The 22,130-nt window shown below is 74.0% G+C and carries 20 protein-coding genes; 11 read left to right on the top strand and 9 right to left on the bottom strand.

The window, feature by feature from the left end; all coding sequences use genetic code 11:
* The first annotated feature begins 54 nt into the window (after nucleotides 1–54).
* Nucleotides 55–891: a DUF1206 domain-containing protein gene (locus ACIP4O_RS16275; protein ID WP_401575096.1), complete on the top strand. Its 837-nt coding sequence runs from the start codon at nucleotides 55–57 to the stop codon at nucleotides 889–891.
* A gap of 72 nt (nucleotides 892–963) precedes the next feature.
* Here ACIP4O_RS16275 and ACIP4O_RS16270 read toward each other — a convergent pair whose 3' ends face one another.
* The 6 genes from ACIP4O_RS16270 to ACIP4O_RS16245 all read right to left on the bottom strand — a co-directional run bounded on the left by ACIP4O_RS16270 (nucleotide 964) and on the right by ACIP4O_RS16245 (nucleotide 8,286).
* Nucleotides 964–1,518, bottom strand: coding sequence for a DUF3291 domain-containing protein (locus ACIP4O_RS16270; RefSeq protein ID WP_401575095.1), 555 nt, complete (start codon nucleotides 1,516–1,518; stop codon nucleotides 964–966).
* Nucleotides 1,519–1,844: 326 nt separating this feature from the next.
* On the bottom strand, nucleotides 1,845–2,705 hold the full coding sequence (locus ACIP4O_RS16265) for a SigB/SigF/SigG family RNA polymerase sigma factor (RefSeq protein ID WP_401575094.1): 861 nt from the start codon (nucleotides 2,703–2,705) through the stop codon (nucleotides 1,845–1,847).
* 376 nt (nucleotides 2,706–3,081) lie between these two features.
* Nucleotides 3,082–4,356 (bottom strand): MFS transporter, encoded by a 1,275-nt coding sequence (locus ACIP4O_RS16260; protein WP_401575093.1) that lies wholly within the window; start codon nucleotides 4,354–4,356, stop codon nucleotides 3,082–3,084.
* A gap of 188 nt (nucleotides 4,357–4,544) precedes the next feature.
* Nucleotides 4,545–5,045: a MarR family winged helix-turn-helix transcriptional regulator gene (locus tag ACIP4O_RS16255; RefSeq protein ID WP_401575092.1), complete on the bottom strand. Its 501-nt coding sequence runs from the start codon at nucleotides 5,043–5,045 to the stop codon at nucleotides 4,545–4,547.
* A gap of 115 nt (nucleotides 5,046–5,160) precedes the next feature.
* The gene (locus ACIP4O_RS16250) at nucleotides 5,161–7,065 is read right to left on the bottom strand and encodes a potassium channel family protein (protein ID WP_401575489.1); all 1,905 of its coding nucleotides are present in this window, start codon (nucleotides 7,063–7,065) and stop codon (nucleotides 5,161–5,163) included.
* 237 nt (nucleotides 7,066–7,302) lie between these two features.
* Nucleotides 7,303–8,286, bottom strand: a complete 984-nt coding sequence (locus ACIP4O_RS16245; RefSeq protein WP_401575091.1) for an MDR family oxidoreductase — start codon at nucleotides 8,284–8,286, stop codon at nucleotides 7,303–7,305.
* A gap of 359 nt (nucleotides 8,287–8,645) precedes the next feature.
* Between ACIP4O_RS16245 and ACIP4O_RS16240 the strand changes: the two genes are divergently transcribed.
* From ACIP4O_RS16240 to ACIP4O_RS16205, 8 genes are all read left to right on the top strand, one after another.
* Nucleotides 8,646–8,966, top strand: a complete 321-nt coding sequence (locus ACIP4O_RS16240; RefSeq protein ID WP_401575090.1) for a DUF3040 domain-containing protein — start codon at nucleotides 8,646–8,648, stop codon at nucleotides 8,964–8,966.
* An 850-nt stretch (nucleotides 8,967–9,816) separates the two neighbouring features.
* Nucleotides 9,817–10,302 (top strand): cation:proton antiporter regulatory subunit, encoded by a 486-nt coding sequence (locus ACIP4O_RS16235; protein ID WP_008749305.1) that lies wholly within the window; start codon nucleotides 9,817–9,819, stop codon nucleotides 10,300–10,302.
* Nucleotides 10,303–10,308: 6 nt separating this feature from the next.
* Nucleotides 10,309–11,550 carry a cation:proton antiporter gene (locus ACIP4O_RS16230; RefSeq protein ID WP_401575089.1) on the top strand — a complete coding sequence of 414 codons (1,242 nt, stop codon included), beginning with the start codon at nucleotides 10,309–10,311 and terminating at the stop codon, nucleotides 11,548–11,550.
* A 13-nt stretch (nucleotides 11,551–11,563) separates the two neighbouring features.
* A complete protein-coding gene (locus ACIP4O_RS16225; protein WP_401575088.1) occupies nucleotides 11,564–12,643 on the top strand; it encodes a PucR family transcriptional regulator in 1,080 nt (359 codons plus the stop codon).
* Nucleotides 12,644–12,857: 214 nt separating this feature from the next.
* Nucleotides 12,858–13,871, top strand: coding sequence for a sporulation protein (locus tag ACIP4O_RS16220; protein WP_401575086.1), 1,014 nt, complete (start codon nucleotides 12,858–12,860; stop codon nucleotides 13,869–13,871).
* A gap of 141 nt (nucleotides 13,872–14,012) precedes the next feature.
* On the top strand, nucleotides 14,013–14,237 hold the full coding sequence (locus ACIP4O_RS16215; protein ID WP_401575084.1) for a twin-arginine translocase TatA/TatE family subunit: 225 nt from the start codon (nucleotides 14,013–14,015) through the stop codon (nucleotides 14,235–14,237).
* 76 nt (nucleotides 14,238–14,313) lie between these two features.
* Nucleotides 14,314–14,661, top strand: a complete 348-nt coding sequence (locus ACIP4O_RS16210; protein ID WP_361333952.1) for a metalloregulator ArsR/SmtB family transcription factor — start codon at nucleotides 14,314–14,316, stop codon at nucleotides 14,659–14,661.
* Nucleotides 14,654–17,176 carry an HAD-IC family P-type ATPase gene (locus ACIP4O_RS16205; protein WP_401575082.1) on the top strand — a complete coding sequence of 841 codons (2,523 nt, stop codon included), beginning with the start codon at nucleotides 14,654–14,656 and terminating at the stop codon, nucleotides 17,174–17,176. The genes ACIP4O_RS16210 and ACIP4O_RS16205 overlap by 8 nt, the downstream gene beginning before the upstream one ends.
* 76 nt (nucleotides 17,177–17,252) lie before the next feature.
* On the opposite strand, the gene ACIP4O_RS16200 is transcribed toward ACIP4O_RS16205, so the two are convergent.
* Nucleotides 17,253–18,782 carry an LCP family protein gene (locus ACIP4O_RS16200; protein ID WP_401575081.1) on the bottom strand — a complete coding sequence of 510 codons (1,530 nt, stop codon included), beginning with the start codon at nucleotides 18,780–18,782 and terminating at the stop codon, nucleotides 17,253–17,255.
* Nucleotides 18,783–18,931: 149 nt separating this feature from the next.
* Here ACIP4O_RS16200 and tatA point away from each other — a divergent pair, with 149 nt between their 5' ends.
* Nucleotides 18,932–19,138, top strand: coding sequence for a Sec-independent protein translocase subunit TatA (gene tatA / locus ACIP4O_RS16195; protein WP_401575080.1), 207 nt, complete (start codon nucleotides 18,932–18,934; stop codon nucleotides 19,136–19,138).
* 11 nt (nucleotides 19,139–19,149) lie between these two features.
* Here tatA and ACIP4O_RS16190 read toward each other — a convergent pair whose 3' ends face one another.
* Entirely contained in the window at nucleotides 19,150–19,779 is a 630-nt protein-coding gene (locus ACIP4O_RS16190; protein ID WP_361333963.1) for an MBL fold metallo-hydrolase, read from the bottom strand.
* Complete coding sequence (locus ACIP4O_RS16185; RefSeq protein WP_361333966.1) at nucleotides 19,779–20,864, bottom strand: S-(hydroxymethyl)mycothiol dehydrogenase; 1,086 nt, start codon at nucleotides 20,862–20,864, stop codon at nucleotides 19,779–19,781. Before ACIP4O_RS16185 ends, ACIP4O_RS16190 begins: the two co-directional genes overlap by 1 nt.
* Before the next feature lie 177 nt (nucleotides 20,865–21,041).
* Here ACIP4O_RS16185 and ACIP4O_RS16180 point away from each other — a divergent pair, with 177 nt between their 5' ends.
* On the top strand, nucleotides 21,042–22,103 hold the full coding sequence (locus tag ACIP4O_RS16180; RefSeq protein WP_401575079.1) for a hypothetical protein: 1,062 nt from the start codon (nucleotides 21,042–21,044) through the stop codon (nucleotides 22,101–22,103).
* Nucleotides 22,104–22,130 lie beyond the last annotated feature (27 nt).

The following is a 22,130-nucleotide window of genomic DNA, read 5'->3' as shown; positions in this document are numbered from 1 at the left end:
TCGCTGTGAGCGCGTCCCCCGTTTCCGCGCGGCCGGCGGGGGCAACCGGGCCGCATGACTAGCGAATCGACGACGCGGCGCGCGCACCAGAAGGCCGAGCGCGCGGCAGACAGCAAAGCGGTGGACCGCGCCGCACGTGCCGGGTTCGTCGCCCGGGGGATCATCTACCTGCTGATCGGCGTCATCGCGATCAGGCTGGCCTTCCACCCCGGGGACGGAAAGCAGGCGGACCGTTCCGGGGCGCTCGCGGAGATCGCCGAGAAGCCCTTCGGCCTCTTCCTGCTGTGGGCGCTCGGCATCGCCACGGCGGGCATGGCGCTGTGGCGGCTGTCGGAGGCCGTGTTCGGCCGCTCGGGCCCGGACGGCGACAAGGCCGGCAAGCGGCTCATATCCGCGGGGCGGGCGGTCTTCTACGGTTTCGTCTCCTACTCCGTCCTGTCGTTCGCGATGGGCAGCGGCGGCGGGGGCTCCTCCGACAAGAAGTCGAAGGACGTGACCGCGACCGCGCTCGGCTGGCCGGGCGGCCGGTGGATCGTGGCCGTGGCCGGGGCGGTCGTGGTCGGGATCGGCGTGGGCCTCGTCGTCCGTGCCGTCCTGCGGAAGTTCCGCAAGCACCTCAAGACGGGCGAGATGAGCCGTCGCACGGAGCGCGTCGTGGACGTGCTCGGGATCGCGGGGAACCTGTCGCGCGGCATCCTCTTCGGCACGGCGGGCGTCTTCGCCATCGTCGCGGCGATCCAGTTCGAGCCGAAGAAGGCGAAGGGCATGGACGACACGCTGCGCTCCTTCACGGAGACTCCGGCGGGTCCGTGGCTGCTCGTCGTGATCGCGATCGGGCTGCTCGGCTTCGGCGCCTTCTCGGTGGCGAGTGCCCGGTACCGGGAGACGTGAGCACCTGCCGGTGTGCGCTCCGCACACCGGTGTGAAGTGGCCCCGGCGGACCTGGGCCCGCGTGGAGCGGGCTCAGGCGCCGGGGCCTTTCGTCTGCCCGGTGGCCTCGCGCCCGGCCGGGGCTCCCTCCGGTGTGAACGGGTGGTGGAAGGTGAAGGCGTGCGGCGCGGGGCCGTGCGCGTCGAGGTGCTCCAGTCCGGCCACCCCGTCCCGCCAGCCGGGTATCGCGTCCTTCGCGACCCACCAGCACACGTGACCGGGGCGCCCCGTCCGCTCGAACCAGTCGGCGCGCCTGCTCAGCGCCTCGCGGTGCGCGCCGGTGTACACGGCCTCGAAGGCGGAGCGCGGATCGGTCCAGAGCGAGAGCGTGGCCGCCAGGGCGACGGTGTCCGCCGTCCGGCCCTTGTCGTACCAGGCCGGTACGGCGAACTCGCCCCAGGCGCCCCAGTCCGCGTCGAAGGGGTTGCCGTCGCCGCTCACCGGCTCGGCGCGTCCGAGGTACCCGGGGTGCCGGCCGACCGCGCCGTAGACGGGTTCCCCGCTGTCCTGGAAAGCCCGGGTGAGGGGCCCGGGATCGGCGAGTGGCGACTTCAGGACGCCGAAGGTGTACAACGCGGCACGGGGCATGCGTCTCTCCATGGTCGGGGGCGGCGCGGAGCCGGTGGCTCGGCCGGGGGGACTCCCGCGCGACGGTGGGCACTCGCACAGGGCCAGGTGAAGGTAGCCCCCTCCGCGAGCCCTGTCGACGTTGCGGTTTCCCCCTCCATGTGGCCTCGCGGCGCGGTCGTTCGCGGGGCGCGGGACGGACGGCTTTCCGTGCGGCGCGAGCTGCCGCATACGCGAAGCGCCCCCGCTGGTACGGCCGGTGAGGGGGCCGTACGAGCGGGGGCGCCGGGTTGCCACATGCCCCCGTGGTGGGGGGAACGGCTCGGTCGCCGCGGGGGCGGAAGGGCTCAGCGCTCCGACATCAGTCCGGCGCGCAGGGTGCCGAGGGTGCGGTTGAGCAGGCGCGAGACGTGCATCTGCGAGACGCCGAGGCGCTCGCCGATCTGGGCCTGCGTCAGCTCCTGGCCGAAGCGCAGTTCCAGGATCTGGCGGTCGCGCGGCTCCAGGCCGGCCAGGAGCGGGGCCAGCGCGTGGAGGTCCTCGACGAGCTCCATGCCCGGGTCCTCGGCGCCGATGAAGTCGGAGAGTACGGCCTCGCCCTCGCCGCTGTCCTCGCCGCCGATGGTCGCGTCGAGCGAGGAGGAGGAGTAGCCGTTGGACGCGATCTGGGCCTCGACGACCTGCTGCTCGCTGAGGTTCATGAGGGCCGCGAGCTCCGAGACCTTGGGGGCCCGGCCGAGGCGCGTGGAGAGTTCCTCATTGGCCTTCGCCAGCTCGACACGGGCCTCCTGGAGACGGCGCGGCACGTGCACGGCCCAGGTGGTGTCGCGGAAGAAACGCTTGATCTCGCCGACGATGTACGGCACCGCGAAGGTCGTGAACTCCACCTCGCGGCTCAGCTCGAAGCGGTCGATCGCCTTGATGAGGCCGATCGTGCCCACCTGCACGACGTCTTCCATGTCGTCGCCGCGGCTGCGGAAGCGGCGAGCCGCGAAGCGCACGAGGGACATGTTCATCTCGATGAGCGTGTTCCGCGCGTCCTGGAACTCCCGCGTCCCCTCCTCCAGCGCGTCGAGCCGGTCGAAGAAGAGCCGGGTCAGCTCCCGTGCGTCCCGGGGGGCCACCTTGTGCGGCTCCGCGATCTCGGGCAGGGCGGGGGCGGCTTCGGTCCGTTCTCCCGCTGTCGTGACGGTCCTTACCGCACCCATGAAAACCTCCTCGATCCTGCACCGCACCGCGCGGCGCGCTGCGGCCCGTGTACCCCGGCTTCCGGCCGTCATACTCAGCCGTTCGCGTAATTTTTTCGGGCGGCTTCCGCCGCCCCGCTCACGGGGCCCGGACTCCGGTGTCCACGACTCCTGTCTACCCGTACGGACCGGGCCGCGTACAGCCGGGGGCCCTTTCCGGCCGCCCAGCCCGCGGAGCGGCACCGCGCGGAACACCCGAAATGCCCGTACAAGAACGGAAATACCCGGACACCTTGCACTGATCGCGCGCGGTGTCCGGGTCCGGGTTCCCGGGTTTCCGGGTCGCCGGGTCTTCGGCTTTCCGGGTCTCCGGTTTCCGCTGTCTTGGCCGGTCGGCTCAGGTGGCCGAACCCAGGTCCTCGGCCTCGGCCTGGCGGACGAGCTCCTCCTCCTTGTTCGCACTCGCGCTGTGGTGCGCGGCGTCGGCGGCCTGGGCGCGCTCGGCGTCGGCGAGGAGGCGGTGGCCCGTGGAGAGGATCACGATGCCGAGGACGACGACCCCGGCGCCGACGTAGAAGGGGACGTGCAGGTTCCAGTGGTCGGCGAGCTTGCCGGCGAAGTACGGGGCGAGGCCGCCGCCGATGAAGCGGACGAAGCCGTACGAGGCGGAGGCCGTGGGCCGGTCGACCGGCGAGACGGTCATGACGGCCTGAGTCGTGACGGTGTTGTTGATGCCGATGAAGCAGCCGGTGACGATGACGGCCACGATGAGGGTCGTACGGTGCTCGGTGTTGAGGCCGATGACGAGGACGTCGGCGGCGAAGAGCGTCAGGTTGAGGTAGAGCGCCTTCGCGACGCCCAGCTTCGCCTGGAGCCAGGGCGCGCCGAAGACCGAGAAGAAGGCGACGAGCAGACCCCAGCCGGTGAAGACGTACCCGAGCTGGTGGGTGTCCAGCTCCATGGGGTAGGGCGCGTAGCCGAGGACGGTGAAGAAGCCCCAGTTGTAGCAGAGCGCCATGAGGCCCATCGTGAGCAGGCCGCGGTGGCGCAGGGCCTTCAGCGGGTCGAGGACGGACGCCTTGCGCGCGGGCTTGGGTGTGGGCTGGACGAGGACGATCGTCGCGATGAGCGCGATGGCCATGAGCACGGCGACACCGAAGAAGGGGCCGCGCCAGCTGATGGCGCCGAGTTCGCCGCCGAGGAGGGGGCCTATCGCGATGCCGATGCCGAGAGCGGTCTCGTACAGGATGATGGCGCCCGCGAATCCGCCGCTCGCGGAGCCGACGATGACGGCGAGCGAGGTCGCGATGAAGAGCGCGTTCCCGAGGCCCCAGCCGGCCCGGAAGCCGACGATGCCGTTGATGCTGCCGCTCGCGCCCGCGAGGGCGCTGAAGACGACGATGACGACGAGTCCGGCGACGAGGGTCCGCTTGGCCCCGATCCGGCTGGAGACGAAGCCGGAGAAGAGCATCGCGACGGCCGTCACCACGAGGTAGCTCGTGAAGAGCAGCGAGACCTGGCTCGGCGTCGCTTTGAGGCTGGTGGAGAGGGCGGGGAGGATCGGGTCGACGAGACCGATCCCCATGAAGGAGATGACGCAGGCGAACGCGACGGCCCAGACGGCCTTCGGTTGCTTGAACGGGCTTGCCGGCTTCGGTCCTGATGCGGACAAGGTGTGCTCCAGGTAGGGACGTTCGGCCGCTCCGGCGCGGGCGGGTCCCGGCGGGGCGGCGGGGCGGAGCGCACGGCCACGGGCAGGGCGTGGCCGTGCGGTGGTGCGACCGCGCCGGCCTGGGGAGCCGGGCGGTGTGGTGCGACCGCGCGGCACGGCGGCCGGGCGGAAGTCGGGGTGGGCGCGGGTCAGTCGGTGGGGGGAGCGGCACGCCCCGCGCCGCGTCCGGGCGGGGTGGGCCACTGGGTGCGGACGGCGGTGTCGAGCAGCGTCTCCAGGGCGGGTCTGGCGTCCCTGGCGGCCCGCAGGAGCGTGAGGCGCTCCTCGGCCGGGAGGGTGGCGAGGAGCTGGTGGAGGCGTTCGGCGCGGGCCTCCCGCCGTTCCCGTACGACGTCGCGCCCCGCGTCCGTGATGGAGACGAGGACGGCGCGGCCGTCGTCGGGGCAGCGCACGCGGCGTACCAGCCCCTGTTTCTCCAGGCGCTGGACGAGCTGGGTCATGGAGGGCTGGGAGACACCGCCGTCGCTCGCGAGCACGGTGAGCCGCGTCGGTCCCGTACGGGAGAGCCGGCCCAGCGTCATCGCGGCCGTGAAGCTGATGTCATGCACCGTCAGGTGCCGTACGGACAGCGCCGTGAGCCCTTCCAGGAGGGCGGTGACATCGTCCTGACCGAGGGGGATCTCATCCACGAGGCCATATGTATCACGCACCTATATACGGGTCCATGAATTATGCAACCATCCGGGAAAGAGTGAGGCACCTCACAGGGGTGCGGGGAATGCGGGCGCGGGGGAAACGCGGGCGCTACGCACCGCTCGCGCGCGTGCCGTCCTCGCGGCGCCTGCGCCCGAGGAGGGAGCCGAGGCCGTGCCGGGTGGCGGCGAGGACGACGCGGTCCTCCGGGCGCAGTACGTAGCCGGGGTGCAGGTCCCAGACGAGGCCGCCGCCGCCCTGACCCCCGGGCGAGGCGAGGTCGGCGGCGCGTTCGGCCGGACCGCTCGTGTCCAGCGCGATGACGCGCCAGGAGCCCGGGCGGAACGCCTCCGCGACCGTACGGCCCTCCAGTTCGGCCCGCCCTTCCACGTCGAGCGCGGCGAAGAGCAGGACCCGGCGCTCGACGGGGATCGCGCCGAGCACCTGGCGCCCCATCATCGCCCCGGCGAAGGCGGGCGCGGCGAGCGAGGAGACGCTGCGGCTGCGGGTGAGGGCACCGGGGTGCGCGGCGCGCAGGGTGCGGTAGACGGCGGTCGCGAAGTCGTCGTCGAAGAGCCGCAGCGAGACGCGCAGGAGCGGGTGGAGGGAGCGCGCGTACAGCGCCGCCTCCAGGTTCGTCGCGTCCACGCTCGTCACGGCGAGCAGTGCCGAGGCGCGGCCGATCTTCGCGGCCTCCAGGACGCCCTCGTCGGTGACGTCGCCGATGACGCACGGCACCTTGAGCCGGCGGGCGAGCGGGATGCCGCGCGCCTCGGGGTCCTCCTCGACGCACACGACGGGCACGTTCATCTCGTGCAGCCTGGCGAGCACCCGCGTACCGATCTTGCCGAGCCCGAGGAGCACGACGTGCCCCGCGAGACCGCGCGGCGGGCGGCGCAGTGTGGAGGCGGAGCGGAAGGTGCCGAAGGCTTCGAGGGTCGCGGCGACGAGCACGGGCAGGATGAGCAGGCCGATGAGCCCGTTGAGGAGTTGCAGGAGCTGGCGGGCCTTGCCCTGCTCGATGGGGTCGTTGATCGCGAAGAGGTCGAGGAGCGTCACGTACGCGGCGTGCAGGGGGTGTTCGCCCGTGACCACCATCGAGGCGCCGGTCAGGACGAGCACGGCGAGCCCGAGGCCCGCGATCGACCAGCGCAGCCGCGCCGAGAAGAGCGAGCCGAGCGGTACCCGCCAGCCGGTGAAGCGGCCCGCCGCCGCGGTGATGCCGGGGCGGCCGATCTGTTCCAGGACGACCGTCTCGCGACCGGCGGCGGCGGCCACCTCGCGATCGTCGGGCAGCAGGCGCGGTGCGTCGGCGCTGCTGTCCGAGCCCTCGGCGCCGCCCGGGTCGCCGACCGTCGCGGAGAGCAGCGCGAGGGTGGCGAGGCCGGGGGCCGCGACCTCGCCCCGGCCGGGCGGGCGGCGTTCGACCGCGCGCAGCAGGATGCCGTCGGCCTCGATGACCTTGCTGGTCCCTGCGACGGCGGAGGCGGCGAGCGCGGGCGCGGCAGTCGCCGCGTCGGAGAGCACGGTGACGCTCGCGACGCCCTCGTCGAGCCCGGCGAGCACGGCCGCCTGGTCGAGCAGGTGCTCCAGTTGCTGGCCCAGGCGCCGGTTGTAGAGCCGGATGACGAGGCGCAGTCGCGGGTTCAGCCGCCGGGCGCGCAGCGCGGCGTGGATGTTGACCTCGTCCTCCTCGTGGACGAGCGCGAGCGCCGTCGCGGTCGCGACGCCCGCGGCCGTGAGCGCCGCGTCGTCGAGCCGCGCCGCCTCGACGACCTCCACTCCTCCGCCGCGCGGCGGCGCGGGCTCGTGCGGTGTGTCGGCGGCGCGTCCCCGTACGAACCCGAAGCGGTCGAAGAACGCGGAGGCGCGCCCCAGCGCCCGCCCCGAGAACGCCGCCCCCGTCGCGAGTCCCTCGGGCGCGGGCGGCTCGATGAGCGTGACCCGCTCCTGGTACACCTCGGCGAGTTCGGCGGCGATCCGGGGCGCGAGCGCGTCGTCCCCGGCCACCACCATGCCGGGCTCGGGCGGCGGCGCGGAGGCGGACTGGGACGGGAAGGTGAGAGCGGGCACGGGCACAGCCTGCCGTACGGGGGCGGGCGGCCCAAGAGGTGAGGGGAGGTCAGGACCCCTCTGCCCTGACGGTCTGCGGGATTCTGACGGCCCGCGGGGTTCTGGCGGCCCGCGGGGTTCTGACGGCCCGCGGGATTCTGACGGCCCGCGGAGTTCTGACGGCCCGCGGAGTCCGGCGGTTCAGGCCCGGACGTCCACCAGGGTGCGGCCCCTGACCTGGCCCGCGAGGATTCGGGGCGCCAGGGGGATCACGTCGGCGAGCGGCACCGTTTCGGTGATGGTGTCGAGGTGGGCCGGGTCGAGTTCGGTGGCGAGTGCCGTCCAGGCGCGGCGGCGGGACTCCATCGGGGCGTACACCGAGTCGATGCCCTGGAGGCGGACCCCGCGCAGGATGAAGGGGGCCACCGAGCCGGGCAGGTCGAGTCCCTGGGCGAGGCCGCAGGCGGTGACCGTGCCGCCGTACCGGGTCGCGGCGAGCACGTTGGCGAGGGTGTGGCTGCCGACGCTGTCGACGGCGGCCGCCCAGCGCTCGGAGGCGAGCGGCTTGCCGGGCGCGGAGAGCGTGGCGCGGTCGATCAGCTCGGCGGCGCCGAGCCCGCGCAGGTAGTCGCCGTGCTCGGGGCGGCCCGTCGAGGCGAGGACGCGGTAGCCGCGTGCGGCGAGGAGGCTGATCGCGACGGAGCCGACACCACCGGCCGCACCCGTGACGAGCACGTCGCCGTCGCCGGGCGCGACCCCCGCGTCCGCCAGCGCGAGGACGCTGAGCATCGCGGTGTACCCGGCCGTGCCGATCGCGGCGGCCTGGCGGGTGCTCAGCTCCTCGGGCAGGAGGACGAGTTCGTCGGCGCCGACGCGGGCCCGCTCGGCGAAACCGCCGTCCTTGCTCTCGCCCCGGCCGAAGCCGTTGAGGACGACCCGGTCGCCCGGCGCGAACCGCGGGTCGGCGGAGTCCGTGACCGTACCCGCCAGGTCGATGCCGGGTGTGAGCGGGAAGGTGCGCACGATGCCCTTGCCCGCGAGCGCGAGGCCGTCCTTGTAGTTGACCGTCGAGTACTCGACGTCGACGGTCACCTCGCCCGGCGGCAACCGCTCGTCCTCCAGGATCTCCACGGCGGCGCGGCGGCCCTGCTCGTCCTCGGTGACACGGATGGCGCGGAACGACATGTGCGCTGCTCCCTGCTGGTCGCGGTACGGATGTTGCCTGTACGGGCCAGTCTGCTCCCTCGTGCCGCGGAACTCCCGTCAGGGCTCCACGAGGAGTGCCCCCCCCCGGCGACGAGCCTGAGGATCTCCTCCTCGCGCGGCGTGAGCGTGCTGCCCCCGGCGGGGTCCCGGATGGCGCGAGCTCCCGGCCATGGGAGAGGCTTCCGGGGAGGGGCGGCCAGTGCTCGCGGCGGAAGGGCCGCGTCAGGTGTGGGCGCGGCCCGGGGACGGAATCCCATGGGTACGTGCCGCCGAGGGGTGCGGGCCGCAGGGGCCCGACGAAAGCGGGGACCCGGGCGGCACGGAGGGAGAGACGGGCGATGGATCGTCAGGACGAGACACTGCGGACGCTGGAGCGCGGGCTGCGCGCGCAGGACCCGCGCCTGGAGCGGGCGCTGCGCACCGGACGGCTGCCCCGGGCCTCGCGCCCCTGGGCGGTACTGCTGCTCGTCCTCGCCCTCGCAACCCTGTGCGGCGGCCTGATCGCCGGGCACGGGGTGGTGCTCGCCTCCGGGCTCGTCGCCGCGGGCGTCGCCGCGCAACTGCTCGACCCGCACCCGGGCGCTCGTGGCCGCCGGGACGGGGGCGCCTTCACCCGCCCCCGCCTCACGCCGGGCCGCGCCCCCCACTCCCGGCCCTGAGCGCGCGGCCTCCCGTACCGGGGACAGGCTTCCGCCTCGCGCGAGTCCCTCCGGAGCGGCAAAATTCCCATCAGCCGATATGCGAACTTCGAGACGTTATACACCGATCCTTCCCCTTTGCCGTACGTTAAAGTACTGGTCAAATAAGCATGCCGGTCACGCCTTTCGAGCGTTCCGGCGCGTCGAGCGGCCTGCTCACCGGGCCGCCTTCGCAGGTCTGGGAGGGGGTGGTCCCGTGGAGCACGACCGGCACACCCGCCCTCGCGCACTGCCGCTTCAACCCGGCCCCGGCGCGGCGCTCCGCCCTCCCTCTCGCGGCAGGGCCATCGGAGTGCGCCCCCGCGAAGCCGTCCCGCATAGCGCCTGACCCGGCACCCCCGCGCGGTACGGCACGTGCGCCCGCGGGCTCCGGCCCGCACGCGGACGCACCCCGCACGTGGACGCACCCCTCACCCCTCCCGCGAGACCCCGTCCAGCCCCGCGAAGCCCACGGGCGAACCGCCGTCCGGTCCGCCCCGGAGCTCCCGTACCGCTGGACCTCGGCCTCGCACGACCTCACCCCGCACGACAACCGCCCGCTCCACCCCGCACGATCCCCAACCGGCCGGGGGAGACCGCTCCCCCGCCTCCCCACCGTCCTCTCCGGGCTCCCCGCCCCGTGCGGCCGCTCGCTCCGGCGCACCTCCGCACACCTGACGGGGCCCGGTTCCGTCCCCTACCCACGCACGGGTGTTCTGCGCGCGCAGCAGGGATGACACGGTATGGGCTGTCACGGTCCCCCGTGGCGCCCGTCCCCCCGCACACACCTGCACGCAGCCGCGCGCAAGCGACACGCCGTACGGAGTCCTCGATGGAGCCCACCGCTCACTTCACCAAGACCGCTCTCCCCGGGATCGGGGCGCGCTACGACCTGGACACGCAGTCCGGCCGCCACCTGTCGGTCGTCGTGCACCAGGACGGCCGCCGTGTCCTCGGCCTCCACGACCCGGAGGACGAGGACAGCTGCCGCGACGCCGCCCAGCTCGACCCCGGCGAGTCGCTCGCGCTCGCCGGGCTGCTCAAGCCCGACCCGGTGCGCTATCTGCGCCAGCACGTGGAGATCGACCTCGTCACCGAGCACATCCCGGTGACGAAGCGCTCCCCCTTCGCCGGACGGGTGCTCGGCGCGACGCAGGCACGTACGAAGACCGGGGCCTCGATCGTCGCCGTCCTGCGGCGCACCGACGCGGTTCCTTCCCCGACCCCGGATTTCCGCTTCGCGATCGGCGACGTACTGGTCGTCGTCGGGACCCGTGAGGGAGTGGACGCCGTGGCCGAACTGATCGCTGGAGGATGACCCCTCGTGCACGACACGACGACTGAACTGCTGATAGAGCTGGGCGCGATCATTCTCGGCCTCGGCATACTCGGCCGCCTGGCCGGGCGGATCGGCTTCTCCCCCATCCCTCTCTATCTCCTCGCGGGCCTGGCCTTCGGCAAGGGAGGTTTCCTGCCGCTCAACGCCAGTGAGGAGTTCGTCGCCACCGGTGCCGAGATCGGGGTGATCCTGCTGCTGCTCCTGCTCGGCCTGGAGTACAGCGCCTCCGAACTCGTCACCAATCTCAAGAAGCAGTACCCCTCGGGCATCGTGGACTTCGTCCTGAACGCCCTGCCGGGGTTCCTGTGCGCGCTGGTCCTCGGCTGGGGCCTCGTGGCCGCCGTGGCCCTGGCCGGGGTCACCTGGATCTCGTCCTCGGGGGTCATCGCGAAGGTCCTCGGGGACCTGGGCCGGCTCGGCAACCGCGAGACGCCCGTGATCCTCGGCGTGCTCGTCATCGAGGACCTCGCGATGGCGGTCTACCTGCCGATTCTCACCGCGCTGCTCGCCGGGCTGAGCCTCGGCGGCGCGAGCCTGACGCTCGTCATCTCGCTGGGCACCGTGGGCCTCGTGCTCTACCTCGCGCTGCGCCACGGCCGTCTCATCAGCCGGGCCGTCTCCTCGGACAACCCCGAGATGCTGCTCCTGGTCGTGCTCGGCCTCACCGTCCTCGTCGCGGGCGTCGCCGCCGAGCTCCAGGTCTCCGCCGCCGTCGGCGCCTTCCTCGTCGGCATCGCGCTCTCGGGCGAGGTCGCCGAGGGCGCGCACAACCTGCTCGCTCCGCTGCGCGACCTGTTCGCCGCCGTCTTCTTCGTCTTCTTCGGCCTCTCCACCAACCCGGCGGACATCCCGCCGGTCTTCCTCACCGCGCTGCTCCTCGCGGTCGTCACCGTCCTCACCAAGATCGCCACGGGCTGGTACGCGGCCCGGCGCGCCGGGGTGCAGCGGGCCGGGCGCTGGCGGGCGGGCGGCACGCTCGTGGCGCGCGGCGAGTTCTCCATCGTCATCGCGGGCCTCGCGGTCGGCACGGCGCCGGAGATCGGGCCGCTGGCGACCGCGTACGTGCTGATTCTCGTCATCCTCGGACCGCTCACCGCGCGCTGGACCGAGCCGCTCGCGCGCCGCTTCCTGTACCGGGACGACGCCGCCAAGGACCGTCCCGTGCCGGTCGAGCCGCCCGGGGCGCGGGCCGTCGACAATCCGGGCAGTACCGCGGCCGCGAGCTGAGGGGCGGGTGAACATGCAGCCCAGAGAGATCCCGGAGTTGTACACGGAGGGCTTCCGCGAGACGCTCACCGAGGTCGCGAAGACCGGGCGGAAGCTGCGGCGCGAGGAGATCGAGGCGCGGCGCACACTCGGCGAGCAGGCCGCGGAGGCCGGGTACGGCCTGCGTTCGCTCGTCAACGGGCTCCTCGCCGCCGCGCGCAGCAACTGGCCGGCTCCGCCGGGGGCCTCGGCGCCCGAGGTGCTCGCCGCCGTGGAACAGGCGGTGGACGCGAGCGCCGAGGGCTACGAGCGGGCCCAGCGGCTCGCGGTGCGCCACGAGGAGGCGGCGCGCCGGGAGTTCATCGACGACCTGCTGCACGGGCGCGGCAACCCGGGCCGCATGGCCGAGCGCGCCGAGCGCTTCGGGCTGCGGCTCGCACACGCGCACGTCGTCGCCGTGGCACGCGGCGCGGAGGCGTACGACGACGGGCATCCCGTCACCCGCGAGGTGCAGGACGCGGTCTTCGCGCGTTTCGGGGACCGCAGGACGCTCCTCACCACGAAGGACGAGCTGCTGATCTGCGTCGCGCCGAGCGGGCAGGAGGAGATCGCGCGGTTCTTCGCGAAGCAGGCGTACGTACGGGGCAAGGAGTGCCGCGCGGCGGTCGGCCGCCCGCACACCGGTCCCGGCGGGGTCGTGCGCAGTTACGAGGAGGCGCTCGAAGTGCTGCGGGTCGGCGAGCGGATGGAGCTGCCGGAACCGGTGCTGCACGCGGAGGACCTGCTCGTCTTCCCCGTGCTCACGCGCGACCGGCAGGCGATGTACGACCTCATGGACACCGTGCTCGGGCCGCTGGAGGAGGCGCGCGGCGGTGCGGGGCCGCTCCTCGCGACGCTGCGCGAGTACTTCGAGGCCGGGTGCGTCTCGGCGGAGGCGGCCCGGCGCCTCAACCTGAGCGTCCGGGCCCTCACGTACCGCCTGGAGCGCATCCGCACCCTCACCGGGCTCGACCTCTCCGACTCCCTGGACCGCTACTCGCTGCACACGGCGGTCATCGGCGCGCGCCTCTTCGGCTGGCCGCGCGGCGCGCGGACGGAGCAGGCGACCGGCTGAGGACCGGAGGCACCCCGAGGGAGCGGCCGGGCGGCACGGAGCGGGGGACGCCACGCCGTACCGAGCTGGGACGCGCGGCCGTCCCTGACGGCCCCTCAACCCCCGCCTTCGGGGCGGTCGAAGGGGCCTGCCTGCGCCTTTATGCTCTACGGGACCGCAGCGGCGTCACACGGAGTGCGCGCCGCGTCCCGGAAGTCCCAGGAGGATGTGCGCGATGGTGTTCAAGCGGCTGCTCGGTGCGCTCGGCGCGGGCGGGCCCTCGGTCGACACGGTGCTCGCGGGCGAGCCCGTGCTGCCGGGCGGCACGCTCACGGGAGAGGTGCGGCTCGGCGGCGGCGAGACGCGGGCGCGGGTCGAGGACATCACCCTGGAACTCCTCGCGCGCGTCGAGGCGGAGAGCGAGGAGGGCGAGCACGAGGGCGGGATCGTCTTCGGGCGCCACCGCGTCGGCGGGAACTTCACACTCGAGGCGGGCGAGCAGCGGGTCCTGCCCTTCGCGCTCGGGGTGCCGTGGGAGACGCCCACGACGGAGCTGTACGGGCAGTCGCTCGGCATCGTCCTCGGGGTGCGTACCGAGGTGGCGCTGGGCGGGGCGCGCGACAAGGGCGATCTCGATCCCCTCGTGGTGACCGCGCTCCCGGTGCAGGAGGCGGTGCTCGACGCCTTCGGGCGGCTCGGCTGGGGCTTCCGCTCGGCGGACCTGGAGCTGGGCCGGATCGGCGGTACGGGGCAGCGGCTGCCCTTCTACCAGGAGATCGAGCTGACCCCGCCGCCCGCGCTCGCGCACGCCGTCAACGAGGTCGAGGTCACCTTCCTCGCCTCGGAGACCGGCGCCGAAGTGGTCCTGGAGGCGGACAAGCGGGGCGGTCTGCTCGGCGGCGGCCACGACGCGCTGACCCGGTTCACCATCGCGCACGCGGACGTGCCGGGCCTCGACTGGACGAGCGAGGTCGACGGCTGGGTCACCCACCTGCTGGAGCACAGCTCGGCGTACGGCGACCACGGCTCGTACTACAACCACACGGACCCCTACGGCGGCGGTCGCACGAGCCACCACGAGAGCCACGGGAGCCACGGGGCCGGGGGCGCGGTGCTCGCGGGGGCCGCCGGCCTCGCGGTGGGCGCGGCGGGCGGTTTCGCCGCGGCCGAGGTGATCGACGAGGTGGGCGACTGGTTCGAGGGGGACGACGAGGGCGGGAGCGAGGACGAGGACGGCGGCGAGGAGTGAACGCGGCCCGGCGGCGCGGACCGGAGGCGGGCGCACGGCCCTCCTCCTCTGGTTCCACACTGCTGTAGATTCTGGCCCGGGCGCCGTTCCACGCAGGTCCGGCGTACCGCCCGAAGCCCCCTTCCCCGAGGAGCGCACCCGGTGTTCGGACTCAGTGAGCTGGCGATCCTCCTCCTCGTCGTGATCGTGGTACTCGGTGTGAAGCGGCTCCCGGGGCTCGTGCGCTCGGCGGGCCGGGCCGGCCGCATCCTCAGGAGCGAGGCACGGGCGACCACGGACGCGCCCCTCACCGACCCCGCCGACCCCAGGGTCATCAAGGCCCGGCCCGGGGACTGGACCCGCGAGCGCGACGAGCCCGCCGCCTGAGGGAGCCCCCCGGCGCTGCCTACACTTGTGCGGCCGGAGGGGAGCCCGGCGCGGGACCGGCGGAACGGAGAGCGGTGTGAGCGGGGACCGGAGCGGCTTCGCGGACGATCCGCCGGCGGAGGCACTCGACACGGCGGCGACGGTCTTCGGACTGCTCGCCTCCCCGGCCCGGCTGCACCTGGTCTGGGCCCTCGCGGGCGGCGAGAGCGACGTGACGCGGCTCGCGCAGCGGCTCGGCGGAGCCCTGCCCGCCATCAGTCAGCACCTGACGAAGCTCAAGCTCGGCGGTCTCGTCGGCTCGCGCCGCGAGGGCCGCCGCCAGGTGTACTACCTGCGCGATCCGCGGATCGTCGAGCTGGTCGCCGCGCTGCTCGCCCCCGGGAGCGAGGCCCCCGCCGTACCCGAGCGGTCCCTCGGTGCCTGAGACCGCCACGCCCCTGCACGTCCTGCGCCGCCTGGACTCCTCGCCGCGCGGCCTCACCGAGGAACAGGCGGCGCTGCGCGCGGCGCGGTGCGGGCCGAACCTGCCGCCCTCGCCCGCGCTCACGCCGTGGTGGCGGCTCGCGCGGGAGGGACTCGCCGATCCCTTCACGGCGGTGCTCCTCGCCCTCTCACCGGTCTCGGCGCTCGTCGGCGCGTGGGGCACCGCGGCCGTCACCGCGCTGCTCGTCGGCCTCAGCCTCTTCCTGCGCGCCCTCGGGCGGCGCAGGGCCGAGCGCGCCTCGGCGGCGCTCGGCGCGCTCCTCGGGGACACGGCGGCGGTACGGCGCAGGGCGCGCGCGGACGCGGAGCCGCGGGTGCGGGACGTGCCGGTGGCGGAGCTCGTGCCGGGGGACGTCGTGCTGCTCGGTCCGGGCGACCGCGTCCCGGCGGACCTGTGGCTGCTGCGGACGCGGGGACTGCGGCTGCGTCAGGCGGCGCTGAGCGGTGAGTCCGACGCGGTCACGCGGCGGGCCGGGGACCCCGGCGGCGCGCTGCTGGGCTCGACGGTCGCGAGCGGCACGGCGACCGGGCTCGTGACGGCGACAGGGACGCGGACACGCCTGCTCGGTGCCTGGGACGGGCCGCCGCGTCCCGCGAGCGCGTTCGCCGCCTCGGTGCGCGGCGTCGCCTGGACGCTCGTACGGTTCATGCTCCTCGTCCCGCCGCTCGTGCTGTGCGCGGACGCGGTGGCGCAGGGGCAGGAAGCGCAGACGCTGCCGTTCGCCGTCGCCGTCGCCGTGGGCCTGACGCCGGAGATGCTGCCGGTGGTGGCGACGCTCGCGCCCGCGCGGGCGGCGCTGCGGCTCGCGGCGGAGCACGGCGTGATCGTCAGCCGGCCCTCGGCGCTGCACGACCTGGGCGCGGTGGAGGTGCTGTGCGTCGACAAGACGGGGACGCTGACGGCCGACGAGCCGTGCGCGCACGCGAGTCTCGACGCGCGCGGGGCGCCCGACCCGGAGCCCTTGCGGCTCGCGGCGGTCGCGGCGGCGTGGACGCTGGAGCTGGGCGAGGTGCCGCGTCCCGCGCCGCTCGACGAGGCGCTGCTCGCCGCCGCGGACGCGGTGGGGATCGATCCGCTCGGGCCCGAGGGGCTCGCCGCGCTGCCCTTCGACGCGGAACGGCGCCGGGCGAGCGTGCTCCTGGCCGAGCCGGGGCTGCCGGGCGCGTGCGTGCTGGTGGTGAAGGGCGCGGTGGACGCCGTCCTCGAACGGTGCGCGTTCGGGCCCGGGGAACGGACGCGGGCCGAGGCGCTCGCGGGGCGGCTCGCGGCGGACGGGCTGCGGGTGCTCGCGGTGGCGAGCGCGCGGCGCGCCGCGCGGCTCGGGCGGAGGTACACGCACGCCGACGAGCGGGGCCTCTCGCTCGCCGGGTTCGTGACGTTCAGGGACCCCCCGGTGCCCGGGGTGGCGCGGGCGCTGCGCGAGCTGACCGCGCTCGGTGTCGAGGTACGGGTCCTCACGGGCGACCAGCCGGGCACGGCGGCGCGGGCCTGCCGGGACCTGGGACTCGACCCGGGCGAGGTCGTCGACATGCGCGCGCTCGCCGCACTGCCGGAACCGGAGCGGGCGGCACGCGCGGCACGCGGACGGGTCTTCGCGCGGTGCGCGCCGCAGGACAAGGCGTGGCTCGTGGCGCGGGCGCGGACGGCGGGCCGGGTCACGGGTTTCCTCGGCGACGGCTGGAACGACGTGCCCGCGCTGCGCGCCGCCGACGTGGGACTGTGCCCGCCGGGCGCGGTGGCGCTCGCGCGCGAGCACGCCGACCTCGTCCTCGGCGGCAAGGACCTGGGCGCGGCGGCGCACGCGGTACGGGCCGGGCGGAGCGGTACGGCGACGGTCCTCGCGTACCTGCGCGCCGCGCTCTCGTCGAACCTCGGCAACGTCGTGGCGATGCTCGTCGCGGGGCTGCTCCTGCCGTTCCTGCCGATGCTGCCCGCGCAGGTCCTGGTGCAGAACCTGTGCTTCGACGTGGCACAGACCGCGTACGTACGGCGCGGGGCCGCCGCGCGCCCATCGGCAGGGCCGCTGACCCTGCGCACCCGGGCGCTCGTGCGGCAGATCCTCGGGTACGGGGTGCTCAACGCGGGGGTCGACGTGCTGACCTTCGCGGTGCTCGCGTGGGGCGCGGGAGGCTCCGGGGGTCTGACGGGGGCACGGTGGGAGGCGCTGTTCCACGCGGGGTGGTTCACCGAGAACCTGCTGACGCAGGCGCTCGTGCTCCTCATGCTGCGGCCGGGGGCGGGGCGGGTGCCGAAGGCGTTGGGGGCGGCGGTGGCGGGCCTCGTCGCGGTGGCGGTGGCGCTGCCGGCGAGCCCGGCGGGCGCCGCTCTGGGAATGGTGGCGCTGCCGTGGCGGGTGTGGGCGGGGGTGGCGGTGCTGATGCTCGCGTACGGGGGCGCGCTGCGGTGGGTACGGGGACGGGTCGAGGCCGGGCGGGAGCCTGCCCCGTCCGCGTGAGGCCCCTCCACGTAAGGCCGCGTCCCCGTAAGGCGTCCCGTCCGCGTAAGGCCCGTCCGCGCCGGGCGGCCCGCGGTCAGCCGTACGAGAGGTCCTCGCAGGGGTTCTCGTCGGCCGAGCGGGCGTCGGAGCCGACGGGTTTCGTGGGAGCGGAGGACTGGGGCGCCGTGGGGGCCGAGGCGGGATCGTCGGCGTAGGTGCGGCCGAGGGTGACGGTGATGCCGGGCGTGTCGCTCTCGGTGAGGCTCGCGCCGGGGAACCAGCGGGCGGTGGTCGTGGCCGACTTCTCCTCCCCCGGTCCGTAGCCGATGGTCGTGGTGGTGGCGGTGAGGTCGTCGGCGTTGCCCGTCGAAGCGACCGTGAAGCCGCCGGTGCCGAGGATGCCCGCGGCCTTCGCGGCGAGTCCCGGCACGGTGGTGCCGTTGCGGATCGCGACGGTGATCCCGGCGCCCGTGACGGGCTCGCCGCTCTTGTCCGCGCCCTTCTCGCCGTTCTTCGTCTCGGCGGACTTCGGCTTCTTCTCCGCGCCGGCGAGCGGCTTGTCGGCCTTGAGCGCGGCCCAGAGCCGGTCGGTGTCGGGCTGGACGATCGCGACGCGCTCGCCCTCGTACCGCCAGGGGACGGTGACGAACTTGGTGTTGTGCAGGTCGACGTTCTTGAGCGAGAGGGCGAAGGAGAGCATCTTGTCGGCGGAACCGAGGCCGTGGTCGACGGTCATCGAGCCGGTCGCCGCCTCGGCGAGGGGCAGGAGCTTGGTGGGCGTGAGGCCCTTCTCCTTCACCTTCTTCAGGAGCGCCGACACGAAGGCCTGCTGGCGCTTGATGCGGCCGATGTCGGAGCCGTCGCCGACCCCGTGCCGCAGCCGCACGTAGTCGAGTGCGCGCTGCCCCGAGACCTTCTGGAGCCCTTCGTGGAAGACGAGGTCGCCGCGCGTGGGCCGCTTGGGGCTCAGGTCGCGCTGGTAGATGTCGTTGGGCAGGCAGACGGGGACGCCGCCGACGACCGAGGTCAGCTCCGAGAACCCGTTGAAGTCGACGACGACGGTGTGGTCGACGCGGAGCCCGGTGAGCTTCTCCACGGTGTTCTGCGTGCAGGCGGGGTTGCCCTTCTCGGTCTGGCCCACGGTGAACGCCGCGTTGAACATCGTGTTGGGCTGGGGCTCGCTCCAGCTTCCGTCGGGCAGGCGGCAGCGGGGGATCTCGACGAGCGTGTCCCGGGGGACGGAGACGGCGACGGCGTGCCGGTGGTCGGCGTAGACGTGGAGCAGGAAGGCGGTGTCGGAGCGGCCGATGTCGCCCTCGCCGCCGCCGAGTTCCTTGTTCTTGCCGGAGCGTGTGTCGGAGCCGATGACGAGGATGTTCTCGCCGGGCCCGGTGTCGTCGGGCCGTTCCTTGGCCACCCCGTCCTGGCTGAACGTGCCGATGTCACCGCTGAGTTTGAGCCACACCCAGCCGAAGCCGCCGCAGGCGAGGACGGCGAAGGCGGCGAGCACGCCGAGCCCCTTGAGGAGCCGCGAGCGGCCCTTCGCGCGGGACCGCCGGGCCTCGGACCGCCGTCCTCCCGGCCGGGGGGACGCTCCGCCCTGCGCCGGTTCCTTGCGAGTCATGCACGTACCCCTCAGTGGCTCGTTCCCCACGGTCGGCCGGCCCCCTGACCGGCTCCACCCACGGCTGTACAGTTGCGCAATGTAGCAAGTTTCCCGGGGGGCCCGCGCTGCCCGGCCCCCGGCTCTCCCCGACCCCGAACGAGGCGATCATGATCCGCAACGGACTCGAACCCTGGCACCTCCTCATTCTTCTTGTCGTGGTCGTCGTGCTCTTCGGTTCCCGCAAACTGCCCGACACCGCGAGAGCGCTGGGCAGGTCACTGCGCATCCTGAAGAGCGAGACGAGGGCGCTGCGCGCGGAGCACGGGTCCCCCGAGGCGGAAGGAGACCCGCACCCCGCGCGCGAGGCCGGCTGACGCTCCGGATCTCAATAGCCGCGCGTGACCCACTCGTCCAGGTGCGGGGCCTCGGCGCCGATCGTCGTACTCTCCCCGTGCCCGGGGCGCACCTCGGTCCCCGACGGCAGTCCGAGGAGCTTCCAGCGGATCGACTCGATGATGGTCGGGAAGTCGCTGAAGGAACGGCCCGTGGCGCCGGGGCCGCCCGCGAAGAGCGTGTCCCCGGTGAAGACCGTGCCGAGCGCGGGAGCGTACAGGCACACCGCGCCGGGCGAGTGGCCCGGCGTGTGCAGCACCGTCAGCTCCGTACCGGCGACACCGAGGACCTGACCGTCCGCCAGTTCGCCGTCCGGCAGTATCCCCGGGTGCGTGAGCTTCCAGAGCGGCACGTCCTCCGGGTGCAGCAGCACGGAGGCGTCGGTGACCTCGGCGAGCGCGGGCGCCGCGTCGATGTGGTCGTCGTGCGCGTGGGTGCACACGATCGCGACGACGTGCCGGTCCCCGACCGCGCGGACGATCGCCTCGGCGTCGTGCGCCGCGTCGATGACGAGGACCTCGTTGTCGTCGCCGACGAGCCAGACGTTGTTGTCGACGTCCCAGGTGTCCCCGTCGAGCGAGAAGGTGCCCGAGGTGACGACGTGTTCGATCCGTACGGCCATCAGAGGATCACCACCGAGCGGAGCACGTCGCCGTCGTGCATCCTTGTGAACGCCTGCTCGACCTGGTCCAGCGCGATCGTCTCGGTGACGAAGGCGTCGAGGTCGAGACGGCCCTGGCGGTAGAGGTCGATGAGCATCGGGAAGTCCCGCGAGGGCAGGCAGTCGCCGTACCACGAGGACTTGAGCGCGCCGCCGCGCCCGAAGACGTCGATGAGCGGCAGGTCGATGCGCATCTCGGGGGTCGGGACGCCCACGAGGACGACGGTGCCCGCGAGGTCGCGGGCGTAGAAGGCCTGCTCGTACGTCTCGGGACGGCCGACCGCCTCGATGACGACGTCGGCGCCGAAGCCGCCGGTCAGCTCCCGGATCGCCTCGACCGGGTCGGTCGTGCGCGAGTTGACCGTGTGGGTCGCGCCGAGCTTGCGGGCGGTCTCCAGCTTGCGGTCCTCGACGTCCACGGCGATGATCTTCGACGCCCCGGCGAGACGGGCCCCCATCACGGCCGCGTCGCCGACGCCGCCGCAGCCGATCACGGCGACCGAGTCGCCGCGCGTGACCCCGCCCGTGTTGATGGCCGCGCCGATGCCCGCCATGACACCGCAGCCCAGGAGCCCGGCGGCGGCCGGGGACGCCTCGGGGTCGACCTTGGTGCACTGCCCGGCGGCGACGAGGGTCTTCTCGGCGAAGGCCCCGATGCCGAGCGCCGGGGTCAGCTCGGTGCCGTCCTCCAGCGTCATGCGCTGCTTCGCGTTGTGCGTGTCGAAGCAGTACTGCGGCTCGCCGCGCTCGCAGGCCCGGCACTCGCCGCACACCGCACGCCAGTTGAGGATCACGAAGTCGCCGGGGGCGACCTCGGTGACGCCCTCGCCGACCGATTCGACGATCCCGGACGCCTCGTGGCCGAGCAGGAAGGGGAACTCGTCGTTGACCCCGCCCTCCCGGTAGTGGAGGTCGGTATGACAGACCCCGCACGCCTGGACGCGTACGACCGCCTCGCCGGGCCCGGGGTCGGGGACGGTGATCGTGGCGATCTCGACCGCAGCCCCCTTCGCCCGCGCGATGACGCCCTGAACCTGCTGTGGCATGAATGCCGCCTCTCTCGTTCTGACCTGTCCGACCCGCTCGGTGCCCGCATGGAATGCGGAAGGTCCGCGACAGGGGCGATTCTCCCCCAGCAGTCCCTGCCCACCGCCGAGGGGGAGACTCCCGGCGGGTCCGCGCCGCGCCCGCTACCCTGTGGATTTTCGCCGGAAGGGGGAGCCGTGCGCGTCGGCAGGGCGAGGGAAGCGGCCCACGACTGGGTGGCACGGCACGGGCGCGCGCTGCCCGGCTTCGCGGGGGCGTACTTCAGCGGCTCGACGGTGGGGCTCGACGCGGCGGCGGAGCTCTCGCCCTACGCGGACATCGACCTCGTCCTCGTACTCGACACGCCGCGCCCGCCGCCGAAGCCGGGCAAGTTCCGGCACCTGGGGGCACTCCTGGAGGTCACGTACGAGCCGTGGGCGGCGCTCGCCTCGGCGCACACGGTGCTCGGCGACTACCACCTGGCGCCGCCGCTGGCCCGTCCGGACACCCTGATCGCCGACCCGGACGGACGGCTCGCGGCGCTCGTCGCCGACGTCGCCCGCGGCTTCGCCCGCCCGGAGCACGTCCTGCGCCGCTGCGCGCACGCGGCGGGGAGGGTGCGGGGCGGGCTCGCGGCGATTGCGGCGGACGCGCCCTGGCACGAACAGGTCACGGCGTGGCTCTTCCCGAGTGGGGTCACCGCGCACGTGCCGCTCGTCGCCGCGCTGCGCAACCCGACGATCCGGCTGCGCTACCCGGCCGTCCGCGAAGTCCTCGTCCCCGGCCCGGACGAGGGGCTGTACGAGGACCTGCTCGGCGCGCTCGGCTGCGCCCACCTGGACCGGGCCCGCGTCACCGCGCACCTGGCCGTGCTCACGGAGACGTTCGACGCGACGTCCGCGGTCCCGGTGCGCACGCCGTTCCCCTACGCGGCCGACCTACGGCCCGAGGCCAGGCCCGTCGCCGTGGACGGGAGCGCGGATCTCGTGGCGCGGGGGCTGCACCGCGAGGCGGTGTTCTGGATCGTCGCGACGCTCGCGCGCTGCCACACCGTCCTGGCCGCGGACGCCCCGGCGACCCACCGCCGCCTGCTGCCCGGCTTCCGCGACGTGCTCGCCGACCTGGGCCTGCACGGGTACGCGGACCTGCGGGCACGCGGGGAGCGGACGGCCACCGCGCTCCTTTCGCGCGTGGAGAAGACGGCGGCCCGGCTCGTGCGCGAGGGGGCGCCAACGCCCCGTAGCGCACGTGAGATGTGACTGTCACACACATCACTCGTTTGACGG

This window comes from Streptomyces sp. NPDC088923 (genome assembly GCF_044749745.1).
Classification (GTDB): domain Bacteria; phylum Actinomycetota; class Actinomycetes; order Streptomycetales; family Streptomycetaceae; genus Streptomyces.
Note: the sequence above shows the minus strand (reverse complement) of the source record. Positions and strands in the feature narration are given on the sequence as shown.